The sequence below is a fragment of the Actinosynnema sp. NPDC049800 genome (genome assembly GCF_040656635.1).
Taxonomy (GTDB): domain Bacteria; phylum Actinomycetota; class Actinomycetes; order Mycobacteriales; family Pseudonocardiaceae; genus Actinosynnema.
Map to the genome: position 1 here is coordinate 235,231 of NZ_JBFAMT010000004.1, position 14,466 is coordinate 249,696.

At 73.4% G+C, this 14,466-nt stretch carries 18 protein-coding genes; 12 read left to right on the plus strand and 6 right to left on the minus strand.

Translation table 11 applies throughout. From position 1 onward, the window contains the following. Window positions 1–47: 47 nt before the first annotated feature. On the minus strand, window positions 48–1,121 hold the full coding sequence (locus AB0I91_RS08105; protein WP_499636003.1) for a lactonase family protein: 1,074 nt from the start codon (window positions 1,119–1,121) through the stop codon (window positions 48–50). Between the two features lie 143 nt (window positions 1,122–1,264). Beyond that, on the minus strand, window positions 1,265–2,134 hold the full coding sequence (locus AB0I91_RS08110; RefSeq protein WP_499608530.1) for a PPK2 family polyphosphate kinase: 870 nt from the start codon (window positions 2,132–2,134) through the stop codon (window positions 1,265–1,267). A 142-nt stretch (window positions 2,135–2,276) separates the two neighbouring features. Here AB0I91_RS08110 and rocD point away from each other — a divergent pair, with 142 nt between their 5' ends. From rocD to AB0I91_RS08125, 3 genes are all read left to right on the plus strand, one after another. Further along, a complete protein-coding gene (gene rocD / locus AB0I91_RS08115) occupies window positions 2,277–3,506 on the plus strand; it encodes an ornithine--oxo-acid transaminase (RefSeq protein WP_498782118.1) in 1,230 nt (409 codons plus the stop codon). A gap of 101 nt (window positions 3,507–3,607) precedes the next feature. Further along, window positions 3,608–4,981: a DUF2252 domain-containing protein gene (locus tag AB0I91_RS08120; protein WP_498782116.1), complete on the plus strand. Its 1,374-nt coding sequence runs from the start codon at window positions 3,608–3,610 to the stop codon at window positions 4,979–4,981. A 98-nt stretch (window positions 4,982–5,079) separates the two neighbouring features. Beyond that, complete coding sequence (locus tag AB0I91_RS08125; RefSeq protein ID WP_498782114.1) at window positions 5,080–5,814, plus strand: histidine phosphatase family protein; 735 nt, start codon at window positions 5,080–5,082, stop codon at window positions 5,812–5,814. On the opposite strand, the gene AB0I91_RS08130 is transcribed toward AB0I91_RS08125, so the two are convergent. The 4 genes from AB0I91_RS08130 to zapE all read right to left on the minus strand — a co-directional run bounded on the left by AB0I91_RS08130 (window position 5,811) and on the right by zapE (window position 9,782). Continuing rightward, the gene (locus AB0I91_RS08130; RefSeq protein ID WP_499636006.1) at window positions 5,811–6,458 is read right to left on the minus strand and encodes a COX15/CtaA family protein; all 648 of its coding nucleotides are present in this window, start codon (window positions 6,456–6,458) and stop codon (window positions 5,811–5,813) included. The genes AB0I91_RS08125 and AB0I91_RS08130 overlap by 4 nt on opposite strands. 205 nt (window positions 6,459–6,663) lie before the next feature. After that, window positions 6,664–8,283 (minus strand): ABC-F family ATP-binding cassette domain-containing protein, encoded by a 1,620-nt coding sequence (locus tag AB0I91_RS08135; protein ID WP_499608537.1) that lies wholly within the window; start codon window positions 8,281–8,283, stop codon window positions 6,664–6,666. Between the two features lie 178 nt (window positions 8,284–8,461). After that, on the minus strand, window positions 8,462–8,704 hold the full coding sequence (locus AB0I91_RS08140) for a DUF3040 domain-containing protein (RefSeq protein WP_106618954.1): 243 nt from the start codon (window positions 8,702–8,704) through the stop codon (window positions 8,462–8,464). Window positions 8,705–8,771: 67 nt separating this feature from the next. After that, on the minus strand, window positions 8,772–9,782 hold the full coding sequence (zapE, locus tag AB0I91_RS08145) for a cell division protein ZapE (RefSeq protein ID WP_499636009.1): 1,011 nt from the start codon (window positions 9,780–9,782) through the stop codon (window positions 8,772–8,774). Between the two features lie 39 nt (window positions 9,783–9,821). On the opposite strand from zapE, the gene AB0I91_RS08150 reads away from it, so the two are divergent. Genes AB0I91_RS08150 through AB0I91_RS08190 form a run of 9 tightly spaced genes read left to right on the plus strand, consistent with a single transcriptional unit; the run spans window position 9,822 to window position 14,464 of the window. Then, entirely contained in the window at window positions 9,822–10,595 is a 774-nt protein-coding gene (locus tag AB0I91_RS08150) for a pyrimidine reductase family protein (protein ID WP_498782815.1), read from the plus strand. A gap of 52 nt (window positions 10,596–10,647) precedes the next feature. After that, complete coding sequence (locus AB0I91_RS08155; protein WP_498782676.1) at window positions 10,648–11,100, plus strand: Asp23/Gls24 family envelope stress response protein; 453 nt, start codon at window positions 10,648–10,650, stop codon at window positions 11,098–11,100. 5 nt (window positions 11,101–11,105) lie between these two features. Continuing rightward, window positions 11,106–11,357 carry a hypothetical protein gene (locus AB0I91_RS08160; protein ID WP_498782678.1) on the plus strand — a complete coding sequence of 84 codons (252 nt, stop codon included), beginning with the start codon at window positions 11,106–11,108 and terminating at the stop codon, window positions 11,355–11,357. Next, window positions 11,357–11,533 carry a hypothetical protein gene (locus AB0I91_RS08165; protein ID WP_498782680.1) on the plus strand — a complete coding sequence of 59 codons (177 nt, stop codon included), beginning with the start codon at window positions 11,357–11,359 and terminating at the stop codon, window positions 11,531–11,533. Before AB0I91_RS08160 ends, AB0I91_RS08165 begins: the two co-directional genes overlap by 1 nt. 38 nt (window positions 11,534–11,571) lie before the next feature. Further along, window positions 11,572–11,832: an Asp23/Gls24 family envelope stress response protein gene (locus tag AB0I91_RS08170; protein WP_498782682.1), complete on the plus strand. Its 261-nt coding sequence runs from the start codon at window positions 11,572–11,574 to the stop codon at window positions 11,830–11,832. Further along, complete coding sequence (locus tag AB0I91_RS08175) at window positions 11,833–12,336, plus strand: DUF6286 domain-containing protein (protein ID WP_499636013.1); 504 nt, start codon at window positions 11,833–11,835, stop codon at window positions 12,334–12,336. Continuing rightward, window positions 12,333–12,908 carry an alkaline shock response membrane anchor protein AmaP gene (locus tag AB0I91_RS08180; protein ID WP_499636015.1) on the plus strand — a complete coding sequence of 192 codons (576 nt, stop codon included), beginning with the start codon at window positions 12,333–12,335 and terminating at the stop codon, window positions 12,906–12,908. The genes AB0I91_RS08175 and AB0I91_RS08180 overlap by 4 nt, the downstream gene beginning before the upstream one ends. Continuing rightward, a complete protein-coding gene (locus AB0I91_RS08185) occupies window positions 12,893–13,966 on the plus strand; it encodes an ATP-dependent DNA ligase (RefSeq protein WP_498782688.1) in 1,074 nt (357 codons plus the stop codon). The genes AB0I91_RS08180 and AB0I91_RS08185 overlap by 16 nt, the downstream gene beginning before the upstream one ends. Window positions 13,967–13,993: 27 nt before the next feature. Next, entirely contained in the window at window positions 13,994–14,464 is a 471-nt protein-coding gene (locus AB0I91_RS08190; RefSeq protein ID WP_499608546.1) for a hypothetical protein, read from the plus strand. The last annotated feature ends 2 nt before the right edge of the window (window positions 14,465–14,466 follow it).

Here is a 14,466-nt window from a genome sequence, read left to right on the forward strand (position 1 = left end):
CCTACCACTGTGGACAGTCCCGCCGGCGGAAGTTAACCCGTCGGGAGTTACCTCGTCAGGGCGACGCAGACCGGGATCGGCGCGGCGGACGTGCTCGTCAGCCGCAGCTTCCCGGTGCTCCGGTCCACCTCGAACGTGGTGATCGTGTCGGAGTTCTGGTTGGCCGCCAGCAGGAACCGGCCGGACGCGTCGAGCGCGATGTGCCGGGGGAACTTCCCGCCCACCGGCGTCGCCTCGACCAGCCGCAGCGCCGCGCCGCCGCGTTCCACCGCGAACACGGCCACGCTGTCGTGACCCCGGTTGGACAGGTAGGCGAACCGCCCGTCCGCCGACACCACGATCTCCGCCGGGTAGTTGCGCGGCGTGGTCGGCGCGCCGGCCGGCAGCGTGCTCACCTTCTGGCCCGGCGTGAGCACGCCCCGGTCGTAGCCCGCCACCACGATCGTGGAGTCGAGCTCGTTGGCGATGTAGGCGTGCTTGCCCGACGGGTGGAACGCCAGGTGCCGCGGCCCCGCGCCGGCGTGCACGCGCGCGGTGGCGGCCGAGGTCAGCTTGCCGTCACCGCTGAGGCGGTAGCTGTAGACCGAGTCGGTGCCCAGGTCGACCGCCAGCACGAACTCGCCCTTCGGGTCGGCCAGCACCTGGTGGGCGTGCGGCCCGTCCTGCCGGTCCGGGTCCGGTCCCGCGCCGGTGTGCACGACCAGGTCCGTGCGCTCGCCCAACCCGCCCCCGGGCAGCACGGGGTGCACGGCCACGCTGCCCGAGCTGTAGTTGGCCGACAGCAGGAAGCCCCGGTGCAGCGCCAGGTGGCACGGGTCCGCGCCGCCGGTGCTCCGGCTGCCGATCACCTTCGGCACGCCGTCCGGGCCGACCGCCAGCGCGGTCACCTCCCCGTCGGACTTCTCGTTGACCGCGTACACCCACCGGCCCGCGTCGATCACGAACGACGGGTTCGGCACGTCCGGCACCACGCCGGTGACGCGCAGCCTGCCCGTCGCCGGGTCGTACGCACCGAGCCCGAGGCCCGTGCCACCGCCCGCCCAGGACGTGTAGGTGCCCAGGTAGGCGCGGACCTCCTCCCGTGCCCCGGACTCGTCCGCTCGCGCGACACCCTCGGTCATCAGCAACCCCGTTCCCACGCCAACGGCCCCCAGGAACCGCCGCCTGTCCAGAACCACACCGAACCTCCGCTCGACCGCCCGCGGCGGCTCCCACAGTGGCCTGGACCACTGGGCACGAGCAAGAGGCGCGCCGAAGATCGCGACTAGCGCAGCGGGTCGGCTTCCCGGAGCCGTGCCAACTCGACGGCCGGATCGTACGAGGGTTCCGGGTAGGCGGGCGCCAGGCCGCGCAGCGCCTCCAGCAGCAGCCGGGCCACCACCCAGTTCCGGTACCACTTGCGGTCCGACGGCACGACGTGCCAGGGCGCGACCTTCGTCGAGCACTTGACCAGCGCGTCGGAGTAGGCGAGCTGGTAGCGGGAGAACTTGGCCCGCACCTCCAGGTCGCCCGGGTTGTACTTCCAGCGCTTGAGCGGGTCCTCCAGCCGGGCGATGAGCCGTTCGCGCTGCCGTTCCGGCGAGATGTGCAGGAAGCACTTGACCGCGGTCACGCCCTGCTCCGCCAGCTCCGCCTCGAACGCGTTGATCTGCCGGTACCGGCGCCGCCACTCGGTCGACGGCACGAGGTTGTCCACCCGTGCGACCAGCACGTCCTCGTAGTGCGAGCGGTCGAACACGCCGATGTAGCCCGGCTGCGGCACCTGGCGGCGGATGCGCCACAGGAAGTCGTGCCGCAACTCGGTCCGGGTCGGCTTCTTGAACGACGCGATGTGCAGGCCCTGCGGGTTGACCAGGCCCGCGACGTGCCGGATCGTGCCGCCCTTGCCGGAGGTGTCCATGCCCTGGAGCACCAGCAGCACCCGCCGGCTGCCCCCGCCCGTGCCCTCCGCGTACAGCGCCTCCTGGAGCCGGTCCAGCTCACGGCCGATCACCGCCATGTCCGCGGCGGCCTCCGTCTTCGACCGCGGCCCGACCGGCGTCGCGGCCGGGTCGACCTTGGCGAGGTCGAAGGCTTCCGGGTCCACCCGGAAGGCGTCTGATATCGACTGGACCTGCGCGGACTTGTCGGCCATCGTCGGAGAGTAACCCGCCGATCTTGGGCTTGCCGATCGCACAACGAATCGCCGCCAAAACGTCCGATTGCGCAACGAACATGACGGATGCGCAACGCCTGACGGATGAATTCGCTGGCGCAGGCCCCTTAGTGTTGGTGACATGACCGCCATGGCCGCAGCTCTGAGCTCCCAGCACTTCATCTCGCTCGACGAGGAATGGAGCACGCACAACTACCACCCGCTGCCGGTCGTCATCTCGCACGGCGAAGGCGCGTGGGTCACCGACGTCGACGGACGCCGCTACCTGGACTTCCTGTCCGGCTACTCGTCGCTGAACTTCGGCCACCGCCACCCCGACCTGGTCGCCGCCGCGGTCGAGCAGCTCGGCCGGGTCACGCTGACCAGCCGCGCGTTCCACCACGACCAGTTCGGCCCGTTCTGCCGCGAGCTGGCCGAGCTGACCGGCACCGAGATGGTGCTGGCGATGAACTCTGGCGCGGAGGCCGTCGAGTCGGCGATCAAGGTCGCCCGCAAGTGGGCGTACCGGGTGAAGGGCGTGCCGGCCGGCACGGCCGAGATCGTGGTCGCCGGGTCGAACTTCCACGGCCGGACCACCACGATCGTCTCGTTCTCCACCGACGACACCGCGCGGGAGGACTTCGGGCCGTTCACGCCGGGCTTCAAGGTCGTCGAGTACGGCTCGCTGGAGGCGTTGCGCGACGCGATCACCGAGCGGACGGCGGCGGTGCTGCTGGAGCCGATCCAGGGCGAGGCGGGCGTGGTCGTGCCGCCGGCGGGCTACCTGGCGGGCGTGCGGGCGCTGTGCGACGAGCACCACGTGCTGATGATCGCGGACGAGATCCAGTCCGGCCTGGGCCGCACCGGCGAGCTGCTCGCGCTGGACCACGAGGGCGTGCGCGCCGACCTCTACACGCTGGGCAAGGCGCTGGGCGGCGGCATCATGCCGGTGTCGGCGGTGGTCGGCAGCCGCGCGGTGCTCGGCGTGCTGCGGCCCGGTGAGCACGGGTCGACGTTCGGCGGCAACCCGCTGGCGTGCGCGGTCGGGCGGGCCGTGGTGCGGCTGCTGGCGACCGGCGAGTTCCAGCAGCGGTCCCGCGAGCTGGGCGCCCACCTGCACGCGCGGCTGGGCGAGCTGGTCGGGCGCGGGGTGGCCGAGGTGCGCGGGCGCGGGCTGTGGGCGGGCGTCGAGATCGCGCCCGGCGGACCGCGCGGCCGTGCGGCGTCGGAGGCGCTGGCCCGGCTGGGCGTGCTGTGCAAGGAGACGCAGGACACGACCCTGCGCGTCGCTCCCCCGCTCGTCATCACGCGCGCGGAGCTGGACCGGGGCGTCGACGCCGTCGCCGAGGTTTTGGGCACTGTGTCCGATTGACCCGCTTCCGTTCCACACGGACCGACCACGGACCGTTACCGCAGGTCACAGACGTGTCGCGGCACACGTATCCCGTCGTGGCGTGACGCATCCTTACCCGCATGGGTGAACGCAAGCGGGCCGAGGCGGCCGTCGCGCTGGGGCAGTGGGTCGAACCGGAAGAGGTCCTGGCGCGCGGCCGCGAGCTGCGGGCGGCGGTGAGCCACCGGGCGCACCGCGAGCTGCGGCTCGCGCCGGACCGGCCGTCGGTGGTCGAGTTCGTGGACGCGTCGAACGAGGGCCGCCTGCCGGACCTCGTGCCGCTGCGGATCGGCCGGATGCTCGTCTCGCCGTTCGCGTTCTTCCGGGGCAGCGCCGGGCTGATGGCGGGCGACCTGGCCGTGGGCGCGCGCAGCGGGCTGGACGCCCAGCTGTGCGGTGACGCGCACGCGGCCAACTTCGGCCTCTACGGCACGCCCGAAGGCCGGATCGTGATGGACATCAACGACTTCGACGAGACGCTGCCCGGCCCGTGGGAGTGGGACCTGAAGCGACTGGCGACCTCGCTGGTGCTGGCGGGCCGGGAGGGCGGCGTGTCGGAGAAGGGCTGCCGGGACGCGGCGTCCGACGCCGTGCGCGCCTACCGCGGTGCGGCGCGGCACCTGGCCGAGATCCCGTTCATGGAGTCGTGGAACGCGCTGGGCGACGAGTCGGCGTTGTCCAAGACGAAGGCCGACGACCTGCTGGACGACTTCACCAAGGCCGCGTCCAAGGCGCGCAAGAACACCAGCGCCCGGGTGGCGGCCAAGTGGACCCGGCGCGAGGGCGAGCACATCCGGTTCGTGCCGGACCCGCCCGTGCTGTCCCGGATCTCCGACGAGGTGGCGCGGTCCGTCGTGGACGCCCTGCCGTCCTATGTGGACACGCTGCGCGAGTCCCGGTACGAGCTGATCATGCGCTACAGCGTGTCGGACGTGGCGTTCCGCGTCGTCGGCACCGGCAGCGTGGGCCTGCGCAACTACCTGGTCCTGTTGCACGGCAACGGCGACGAGGCGCTCGTGCTGCAGGCGAAGGAGGCGCGACCGTCGGCGCTGGCGCCGTTCCTGGGCGCGCCGCCGGTCAAGCACGAGGGCAAGCGGATCGTGCACGGCGCGCGGCTCGTGCAGGCGGAGACCGACATCCTGCTCGGCTGGACCACGATCGAGGGCCGGGACTACATCGTCCGGCAGTTCCGCAACCGCAAGGGCGAGATCGACGCGACCACGTTGAAGCGGGACGACCTGGACGACTACGGCCGGCTCGCGGGCGCGCTGCTGGCCCGCGCGCACAGCCGGTCGGTCGACCCCCGGCTGCTGGCGGGGTACTGCGCGGGCGGCGAGGAGCTGGACGAGGCGATCGCCCGGTACGCGCTGGACTACGCCGACCGGACGTGCGCCGACCACGAGGAGCTGGTCGCGGCGGTCAGGTCCGGCCGGCTGCCCGCCGACCGCGGATGACCTGCCGGGCCACCTCCACGTCCACGCGCGGAGTCCAGCCGCGCCCGGGTCGACGCCAGGGAGTGCCGAGGCGGCGACGGAGCGCTAGGTTGGCTCAGGTGGACTCCCTTGGGGTGGACTGGATCGGGCTGATCAGGCACGGCGAGAGCACCGGCAACGTGGCGAGCGAGGCCGCGGAGTCGGCCGGTCACGAGGTCGTGGACCTCCTCGATCGCGACGCGGACGTGCCGCTGTCGGACCAGGGCGAGCGGCAGGGCCGGGCGCTGGGCCGGTGGTTCGCCGCCCTGCCGCGCGAGGAGTGGCCGGACCTCGTGGTCTGCTCGCCGTACCGGCGGGCCATCGACACCGCGCGGCTCACCGTGAGCGGGCGACCGCGGTCACGGGTCGACGAACGGCTGCGCGACCGCGAGCTGGGCGTGCTGGACCTGCTGACCAGCCACGGCGTGGCGGCGCGGTACCCGGAGGAACGGGCGCGCGAGCGGCGGCTCGGCAAGTTCTACTACCGGCCGCCGGGCGGTGAGTCGTGGGCGGACGTGGCGCTGCGGCTGCGGTCGCTGCTGCGCGACCTCGACGGGCGGCGCGTGCTGCTGTTCGGGCACGAGCTGCAGGCGTTCCTGCTGCGCTACCTGCTGGAGTGCCTGCCCGAACCCGACCTCGCCGCGTTCGCGCGCAACACCGTCGTGCCCAACGCCTCGCTGACGTCGTGGCGGCGTGAAGAGGGGCTGTGGGTGCTGGAACGCGAGTTCGAGACCGGTCACCTGGTCGAGCGGGGCGTCGAGCCGACGGAGTCCGAGGACGCGTCGACCCGCACGCCGGAGCCGAGCGCCCGCTAGCCCCGGAACGTCCGCACGACCAGGTGCGTGGTGGCCGCGACGACCAGCGCGCCGGTGACCACGTGCGCCGCCACCAACGGCGCCGGCAGCGCCAACGCCTCCTGCACCGAGCCGATCACGCCTTGGACGACCGACAGCGCGAGCGCGGCGAACGCGGCCGCGGTGCGCAGCACGATCGCCGCACCGAGCTGGAGGCCGACCAGCACCACGACCGCCTCCGCGTGCCACGCGGCCACCTCGGCGAGGTCGTAGCCGAACCGGCGCGCGTCCTCGTCACCGCCGTGCGGACCGCTGCCGGTGACCAGGATGCCCAGCACGACCACGGCGGTCAGCGCCACGGGCATCGCCCTCATGCCGTACCGGAGCCGGAAGTCGGCCGGCGCGGTCGGCACCGCGTCGGGCCTGCCGAGCCGGTCGACCAGCACGACGAGCGCGGCGACCAGCACCATGCTGACCAGGAAGTGGACCGCGACGATCTCGGGCGCGAGGGCGCGGCGCACGCTGGGGCCGCCGATCAGGCCTTGCAGACCCACGCCGACCAGCACGCCGACGGCCAGCGGCAGCGTCTTCGGCGGACGGGCGCGGTGCCGGGCGACCGCCACCATCAGGACCAGCACGACGAGCCCGACGACGACGCCGAGCACCTGTGTTGGAGTGCGCTGCCTCCGGCGTCGCGGGCTCGGTCGCCTGGAAGTCGGTCGTTCGCGCCCTGATTTCCCGACGATCGAAAAGCGTGATCCCCGGCAAATGAGGACGCGAACGACCGACGCGCCCTCGCGTGGTGGTCCGCCGGCGATGCGTCGGAAAGCTGCCAGACCCGGCCGCACCGCCCAGGCAGCCCGGATCGCGCTACCGGGCGCGCTTGACCCGCGTCTCGTCCCACACCGGCTCGTCCACCTCGACGACCTCGCCGTCGGACCGGAACAGCAGGAACCGGTCGAAACCGCGGGCGAACCAGCGGTCGTGCGTGACCGCGACGACCGTGCCGGTGAAGCCTTCCAGGGCGTTCTGCAACGCCTCGGCCGAGTTCAGGTCGAGGTTGTCGGTCGGCTCGTCCAGCAGCAGCAGCGTGGCGCCGGACAGCTCCAGCAACAACACCTGGAACCGCGCCTGCTGGCCGCCGGAGAGCGTCTCGAACCGCTGGTCGCCCTGCTTGCCGAGGCCGTAGCGGCTCAGCACGGCCATCGCCGCGCCCCGGTCGAGCCCCTTGCGGCCGCCCTCGCCGTGCCACAGGACGTCGACCAGCGTGCGGCCGATCCACTCCGGGTGCTGGTGGGTCTGCGCGAACAGGCCCGGCACCACCCGCGCCCCGAGGCGGCACACACCCGTGTGCGCGACGTCGCCGCCGCCGAGCAGCCGCAGGAAGTGGCTCTTTCCCGACCCGTTCGAGCCGAGCACGGCCACGCGGTCGGAGAAGAAGACCTCCGTGCTGAACGGCTTCATCAACCCGGTCAGCTCGAGGTCCTCCACGGTGATGGCGCGCACGCCGGTGCGGCCGCCGCGCAGGCGGGGCGTCACCTTCTCGTCCGTCGGCAGCTCCGGCGGCGGACCCGCCTCCTCGAACTTCTCCAGCTTGGCCCGCATGACCCGGTACTTCGCCGCCATCACCTCGCTGATCCTGGCCTGGATCTGGAGCGTGCGGACGAGCTCCTTGAGGTGGTCGTGCTCCTCGTCCCACCGCCGGTGCAGCTCGGCGAGCCGGTCGATGCGGGCCGCGCGGGCGCCGTGCCAGGTGCCGAACGAGCCCGCGTGCGTCCACGCCGAGTGCGCCTCCACCGTCACGACGTGCGTCGCGGCGACGTCGAGCAGCTCCCGGTCGTGGCTGACCAGCAGCACGGCCTTGCCGGTCTCGCGCAGCCGGTCCTCCAGCCAGCGCTTGCCGGGCACGTCGAGGTAGTTGTCCGGCTCGTCGAGCAGCAGCACCTGCTCCGGGCCGCGCAGCAGCGCTTCGAGCACCAGCCGCTTCTGCTCGCCGCCGGACAGCGTGCGGACCTCGCGGAACCGGGCCCGGTCGAATGGCACGCCGAGCGCGGCGACCGTGACGGTGTCCCACAGCACCTCGGCGTCGTAGCCGCCGACCTCGCCCCACGCGGTGATCGCGTCGGCGTAGCGCATCTGGGTCGGCTCGTCGTCGGTCTCCATGAGCTGGAGCTCGACCTCGTCGAGCGCCTTCGCGGCGGCGCGCAGCGACGCGGGCGACGCGGCCAGCAGCAGGTCGCGGACGGTGCTTCCGTCCCGGACCGAGCCGACGAACTGCGGCATCACGCCGAGGCCGCCCTGCACGCGGACGCTGCCCGCGGTGGGCGTCAGCTCGTTCGACAGAATCCTCAGCAGGGTCGTCTTGCCGACGCCGTTCGCGCCGACCAGGGCGACCACGCTGTTCGTGCCGACCTTGAACGACACGTCGCGGAACAGCTCGCGGCCGTCGGGCAGGCGGAAGGCGAGGCCGTTCGCGTCCAGGTATCCCACCCGCGCATGGTCGGCCATGGCCACCGCGGAGGGCCAGCGGATTAGGCCGGATCCGCGAAGTGTGACGCACCTCCCCGACCACCGGGGTCGGTCGACGGGCGTGACCGGGCGCGGCGCGACTGCGCGATGAGCTGGTGGGCGCCGGCCCGCTCGTGCGGGACCGCGGGGCGGTCCCGGCTCACCGCCAGGTGTAGCCGCGCATCAGCATCAGCAGCGCGCCGAACCCCAGCGACGCCAGGGCGGGGCCGAACGCCCCGAGGAACAGCAGCAGCACACCCAGACCACCGAACGTGGCCACGAGGGCGTAGCTGAGCACGGGGTGCCGGGGTTTGCCGGCGACGAGCGCCGAGGCCAGGCCCGGCTCCTCGTCCGCGAGTCTGCTCTCGATCTCACTGAGGGTGCGGCGTTCCGCTTCGCTCATCACGGCCGAGGGATACCCGGCGCCCCACCCGCAAAACCACCCCGAACGGGGGCCTGAGCAGGCAAGATCAGCGCGACAGGGCTACAAGCCGCGATACCGCCCGCAGGTACTTCTTGCGGTAGCCGCCGCGCAGCATTTCGGCGGTGAAGAGCTCCGAGAGCGGCTCGCCGGACACCGCCACTGGGATGTCCCGGTCGTAGAGGCGGTCGCCGAGCGCCACGAGCCTCAGCGCCACCGCCTGGTCGGGCGCGGGCCGGACGTGGCGCAGGTGCACCGCGGTCACCCCGTCCACCAGCCGGCCGTAGCTCGACGGGTGGATCCGGGCCAGCGCGGCGCACAGGTCGGCGAAGTCGTCCAACGTGCTGCCGGGCGTGCTCACGGCCTTGGCCACGAGGTCCTCGTCGGCCATCGGCGGCGGCGCGTCGGGCAGGCCGCGGTGGCGGTAGTCGGGGCCGTCGACCCGGACCACGGTGAACTTCGCCGACATCGACTGGATCTCGCGCAGGAAGTCGGCGGCGGCGAACCGGCCCTCGCCCAGCTTGTCCGGCAGCGTGTTCGACGTGGCCGCGACCGACACGCCCGCCGCGATCAGCTCCTTGATCAGGCGGGTGACCAGCATCGTGTCGCCCGGGTCGTCCAGCTCGAACTCGTCGATCGCGAGCAGCTTGTGCGCGGACAGCCGGCGGACGGTCTCGCCGAAGCCCAGCGCGCCGACCAGGTTGGTCAGCTCGACGAACGTGCCGTAGGCCTTGGGACCGGGCACGGCGTGCCAGACCGAGGCCAGCAGGTGGGTCTTGCCGACGCCGAACCCGCCGTCGAGGTAGAGCCCGGGCTTGGCGTCCTCGGCGCCCGACCGCTTGAACAGCCGGCCGAACACGCCCCGGCCGCCGCCCTCGGACACGCGTTCGGCGAACTCACGGCCGGCCCGCACCGCCGCGGCCTGGCTCGGCTCGTCCGGGTTGGGCAGGTAGGTGGCGAAGCGGACCGCGTCGAAGCGGGGCGGCGGGACCATCGCGTCCACCAGCTCGTCCGCGGCGACGTGCGGGGTGCGGTCGGACAGGCGCGGCGGGGCGGACATGACCGGATCGTAACGGCGTGCTGGGATGTGGCGGTGCGGATGTTGTGGCCACCACGTGACGGCGAGATCACCGACGACGAGCTCGAACGGCTCTACGACTACCCCGACGGGCTCGACCGGCCGTGGGTGCAGGTGAACTTCGTGTCCAGCGTGGACGGTGCGGTGTCGGTGGCCGGGCGGTCCGAGGGGCTGGGCAACGAGGCCGACCGCAAGGTCTTCATGCTGGGCCGCGACCTGTGCGACGTGGTGCTCGTCGGCGCGGGCACGGCCCTGGTCGAGGGCTACCACGGGGTCAAGGCGGGCGAGGTGCGCGCGTCCCGGCGGGCCAGGCTGGGCCTCGCGCCCGTGCCGCCGGTCGCCGTGGTGACGGGGCGGTGCTCGATCGAGCCGACGTCCACGCTGCTGACCAGCACGACCGTGCCGCCGATCATCCTGACCACGCGGGCCGCGCCCCGGGAGCGGCGTGACGCGCTGGCCGCGGCGGGCGCCGACGTGGTCGTCGCCGGCGAGGAGACCGTGGCCATGGACCTGGCGCTGGCGGCCCTGCGCGAGCGCGGCCTGCACCGGGTCGACTGCGAGGGCGGGCCGAAGGTGTTCGGCGCGTTGATCGACGCGGACCTGGTCGACGTGCTGTGCGTGACGTTCTCCCCGCTGCTCGCGGGAGGTGACGCGGGTCGGATCTCGAACGGTCCGCTGCCGCCGGCGCCCCGGTCGCTGGAGCTGGCGTCGGTGCTGCACCACGACAGCGCCCTCCTCCTGCGGTACCGCAAGGTGACGCCTGATCCGGTGACGTCCGGCCCGTCCACGCCCTGATCCGGATACGGTCCGCTCCCGAACGTGCACGCACCGATTCGGAGGGACCGCCGTGGCCCAGAGCACCGCCGTCAAGCCGGAGACCGGCACCGCGCCGCGTGCGGCCGACGACACCGAGCAGGGCAGGACCACGATCGCGTCGTCGGTCGTGCAGAAGGTCGCGGGCATCGCGGCCCGGGAGATCTCCGGCGTGCACGCCGTCGGCGGCGGGGTGTCGCGGGCGTTCGGCGCGTTGCGCGAGCGCATCCCGGGCGCGGGCACCGTGAACACCGCCGGCGTGGCCGTCGAGGTGGGCGAGAAGCAGGCCGCGGTCGACCTGGACATCATCGTCGAGTACGGCGTGAGCATCGTCGACCTCGCGCGGGCGGTGCGGCGCAACGTGATCGGCCAGGTCGAGCGGATGACCGGGCTCGAGGTCATCGAGGTCAACATCGCGGTCAACGACATCCACCTGCCCGAGGAGGACGAGGAGACCACGCCGACCACGGGGTCCCGGGTCGAGTGACGGACGTGGCGGAGGACGTCGAGGCGGCGGTGCTGGCCCACCCGGAGGTGGCGCGGCTGGACGGCGCGTTCGCCTCCTACCTGCCGGGACGGCGCGTGCTCGGCGTCCGGGTCGGCGCGCGGGTCGAGGTGGCGGTGGTGCTGCGGACCGACCGGCCGATCGGCGAGGTGGTGCCGGAGCTGCGGGCGCGGGTGACGCGGGTGGCGGGCGCCGCGCCCGTGGACGTCGTCGTGGCCGATCTGGAGTGGGAGAGCTGATGAGCGCGACGCAGACGGGTCTGCTCGCGGGCCTGGTCCTCGGGCTGGCCGCGACCAGCGGTTTCACCGCCTTCCTGGTGACCCTGGCGGTCGGGGTGATCGGCCTGGTCGTGGGCCGGGTCCTCGACGGCGAGCTCGACCTCGGCGACCTGCTCGGCCGGGGCCGCGACAAGTGACCGACGCGGAGGGCTCGCTCGAGATTCACCCGACCGTGGTGCGGAAGGTCGCGGCGCACGCCGTCCGGCTCGTGCCCGGCGCCGAGCCGAGCGCGGTGGTCAAGGTCGACGAGGTGGAGGGTGACCTGGACCTCGCGGTGAAGCTGGCGTTGCGCTACCCGGCGCCCGTGCGCACGGCCGCCGCGGACGTGCGGCGGCGCGTGACCGAGGAGGTCGAGCGGATCACCGGCTACCGGGTCCGCTCGGTGGCGCTGACGGTGTCCGCGCTGCGCGCCGAGACCCGGCCGCGGGTGGTGTAGGTGCGGGTCCTGCTGCGGGTGCTGTCGCCGTTGCTCGGGTCGGCGCTGGCCGCGGCCGGCGCGCTGCTGGTCGTCGCGGTCGCCCGGCACTGGTCCGGGCACGGGTGGCCGACGTGGCCGGACTGGTCCTGGGTGGACCGACCGGTGCTCGTGACCGGCGCGTGCGTGGCCGTCGGAGGGCTGTTCCTGCTGGTCGTGGCGTCACGGGCGGGGGTGTCGCAGGTGCCGCTGGACGACCCGGCCGACGGCGTGCGGGTGGTGACCACGCCCGCGTCGCTGGCCCGCGTGGTCGGGCACCGGGTGCGGGCGGAGGACGGGGTGGTGGACGTGTCGGTCACCGCGTCGCGGCGCAAGGTGCGGGTCCGCGCGACCAGCCGCCTGCACGACGAGGCGTCGTTGCGGCCGCGGCTGCTGGAGGTGGCCCGGGCCGCGGTGGACGACCTGCCGATGCCCGTGCGGCCGAAGGTGTCGGTCATCGTCATCTCGCCGAAGGACCGACCGTGAACCGCTCGAACCGCGCCGAACGCGTGCTGGCCGCCGTGCTCGGCGTGCTCGCCCTGCTGGTCGGCGGCGCCGCCGTCGTGCTGCACCGCTTCGCCGTCGACCGGCCGGTGCTGGACCCCGTGGTGCTCGACTGGGCCCGGCGGCACCTGCTGCCCGTCCGGCTCGGGCTGATCGCGCTCGGCCTGCTCGCCGTGGTGCTCGGGCTGTGGTGGGCGTGGCGCGCGGTCCGCCCCGAACGGCACCCCGACCTGCTCCTGGACGACGTGGTCGTCACCGCCAAGGCGCTGGCGGCGGCGGTGCGCGCGGACGCCGAGCAGGTGCACGGCGTGGCCGGCGCGAAGGTGGCCGTGGTGGGCGGGCGCGCGTTGCGGCTGCGGTTGACGCTGCGGCACGGCGCGGACGTGCGCCGGGTGTGGCGGGAGTTGGACGGTCGGGTGCTGTCGCGGGCCCGCGCCGCGCTCGGCGTCGAGGTCCTCCCGACCGCGGTGCGCCTCGATCTGGCGAAGAGGCAGCGCCAACGCGTGCGCCGGGCCCGGTCACCCGGCAGGATGGCCGCGTGGCGCTCCCGTTGACCCCTCCCGTGCAGCCGATGCTGGCCACCTCGGTGGACGAGATCCCGACCGGCTCGGACCTCGTGTTCGAGCCCAAGTGGGACGGCTACCGCTGCCTGGTGTTCCGCGACGGCGACGAGGTGTTCCTCCAGTCCCGCAGCGGCAAGCCGCTCAACCGGTACTTCCCGGAGGCGGAGGCCGCGCTGCGGCGCACGCTGCCGCCGCGGATCGTCGTCGACGGCGAGCTCGTCGTGGCCAAGGACGACAAGCTGGACTTCGACGCGCTGTCCGAGCGGATCCACCCGGCGGAGAGCCGCGTGCGGCTGCTGGCGGAGCGGACGCCGGCGAGCTTCGTGGCGTTCGACCTGCTGGCCCTGGGCGACGAGCTGCTGCTGGAGCGGCCGTGCACGGAGCGCCGGTCCGCGCTGGAGGGGCTGATCACGCCCGGCGACGGCCTCTACCTCACGCCCGCGACCACCGACGGCGACCTGGCCGCGCAGTGGTTCGAGCTGTTCGAGGGCGCGGGCCTGGACGGCGTCATCGGCAAGCCCGCCGCCGGCGAGTACACGCCGGGCAAGCGCACCATGATCAAGGTCAAGCACGCCCGCACCGCCGAGTGCGTGGTGGCCGGGCTGCGCTGGCACAAGGACACCGAGCCGGGCACGGCGGTCGGTTCGCTGCTGCTCGGCCTGCACGACGACGCGGGCGTCCTGCACCACGTCGGCGTCGTCGGCTCGTTCAAGGCGGCCGAGCGGCGGGCGTTGGCCGAGGAGTTCAAGGACCTCATCACCACCGACGAGCACCCGTGGCTGGTGGAGCCGGACGGCCGCCGGCTGCCCGGCGAGATCAACCGGTGGCGGGGCAAGCACGCCGACTGGGTGCCGTTGCGGCCCGAGCGGGTGCTGGAGATCGCGTACTCGCAGACCGAGGGCGGCGCGCCCGCCCGGCTGCGGCACAACGGCCAGTTCCGCCGCTGGCGGCCCGACCGCGACCCCGCGTCGTGCGGCTACGACCAGCTCGAGCAGCCCGCGCGCTACGACGTGGAATCGGTGCTGCGAGGCGAAGTTCGCCCCGCGTGACCGCTCGGGTGAGTACCGTGGTCGGCTGTGGCCGAGGTAGCTGACGTGAACGTGCTCATCCGGGAGTTGGACGATCGCATGCAGCACGACTGCCGGCGGCTGTCGGCGTGGCGGGTCGTGCACCGGACGACCGGGCTGTTCTACACCGTGGTGCTGATCTTCGTGCCCGCCGTGCTGGCGGTGGGCTTCACCTCGTCGGAAACGCCGCTGGGCAAGGTGCTGCTGCTCATGGCGGCGGTGGTGGGCGGGCTGAACGTGACGTTCCGGCCCTACCTGCACAGCCTGAACCGCCGCAGCGCCGTGAACACCATGCGCCGGCTGCGCGACGAGTTCCGCGCCGACGTGGCCGCCACCGTCGAGGGCGAGCTGCTGGCCGTCTACCGCAAGTACTCGGCGACCTACGCGACGATCTTCGAGGAGCGCGGCGGCGAGCTGATCGACGGGCGGCTCAGCGTGGAGGAGCCGCCGCCCGACCCGCCGGCCAAGCCTCAGCACTGAAC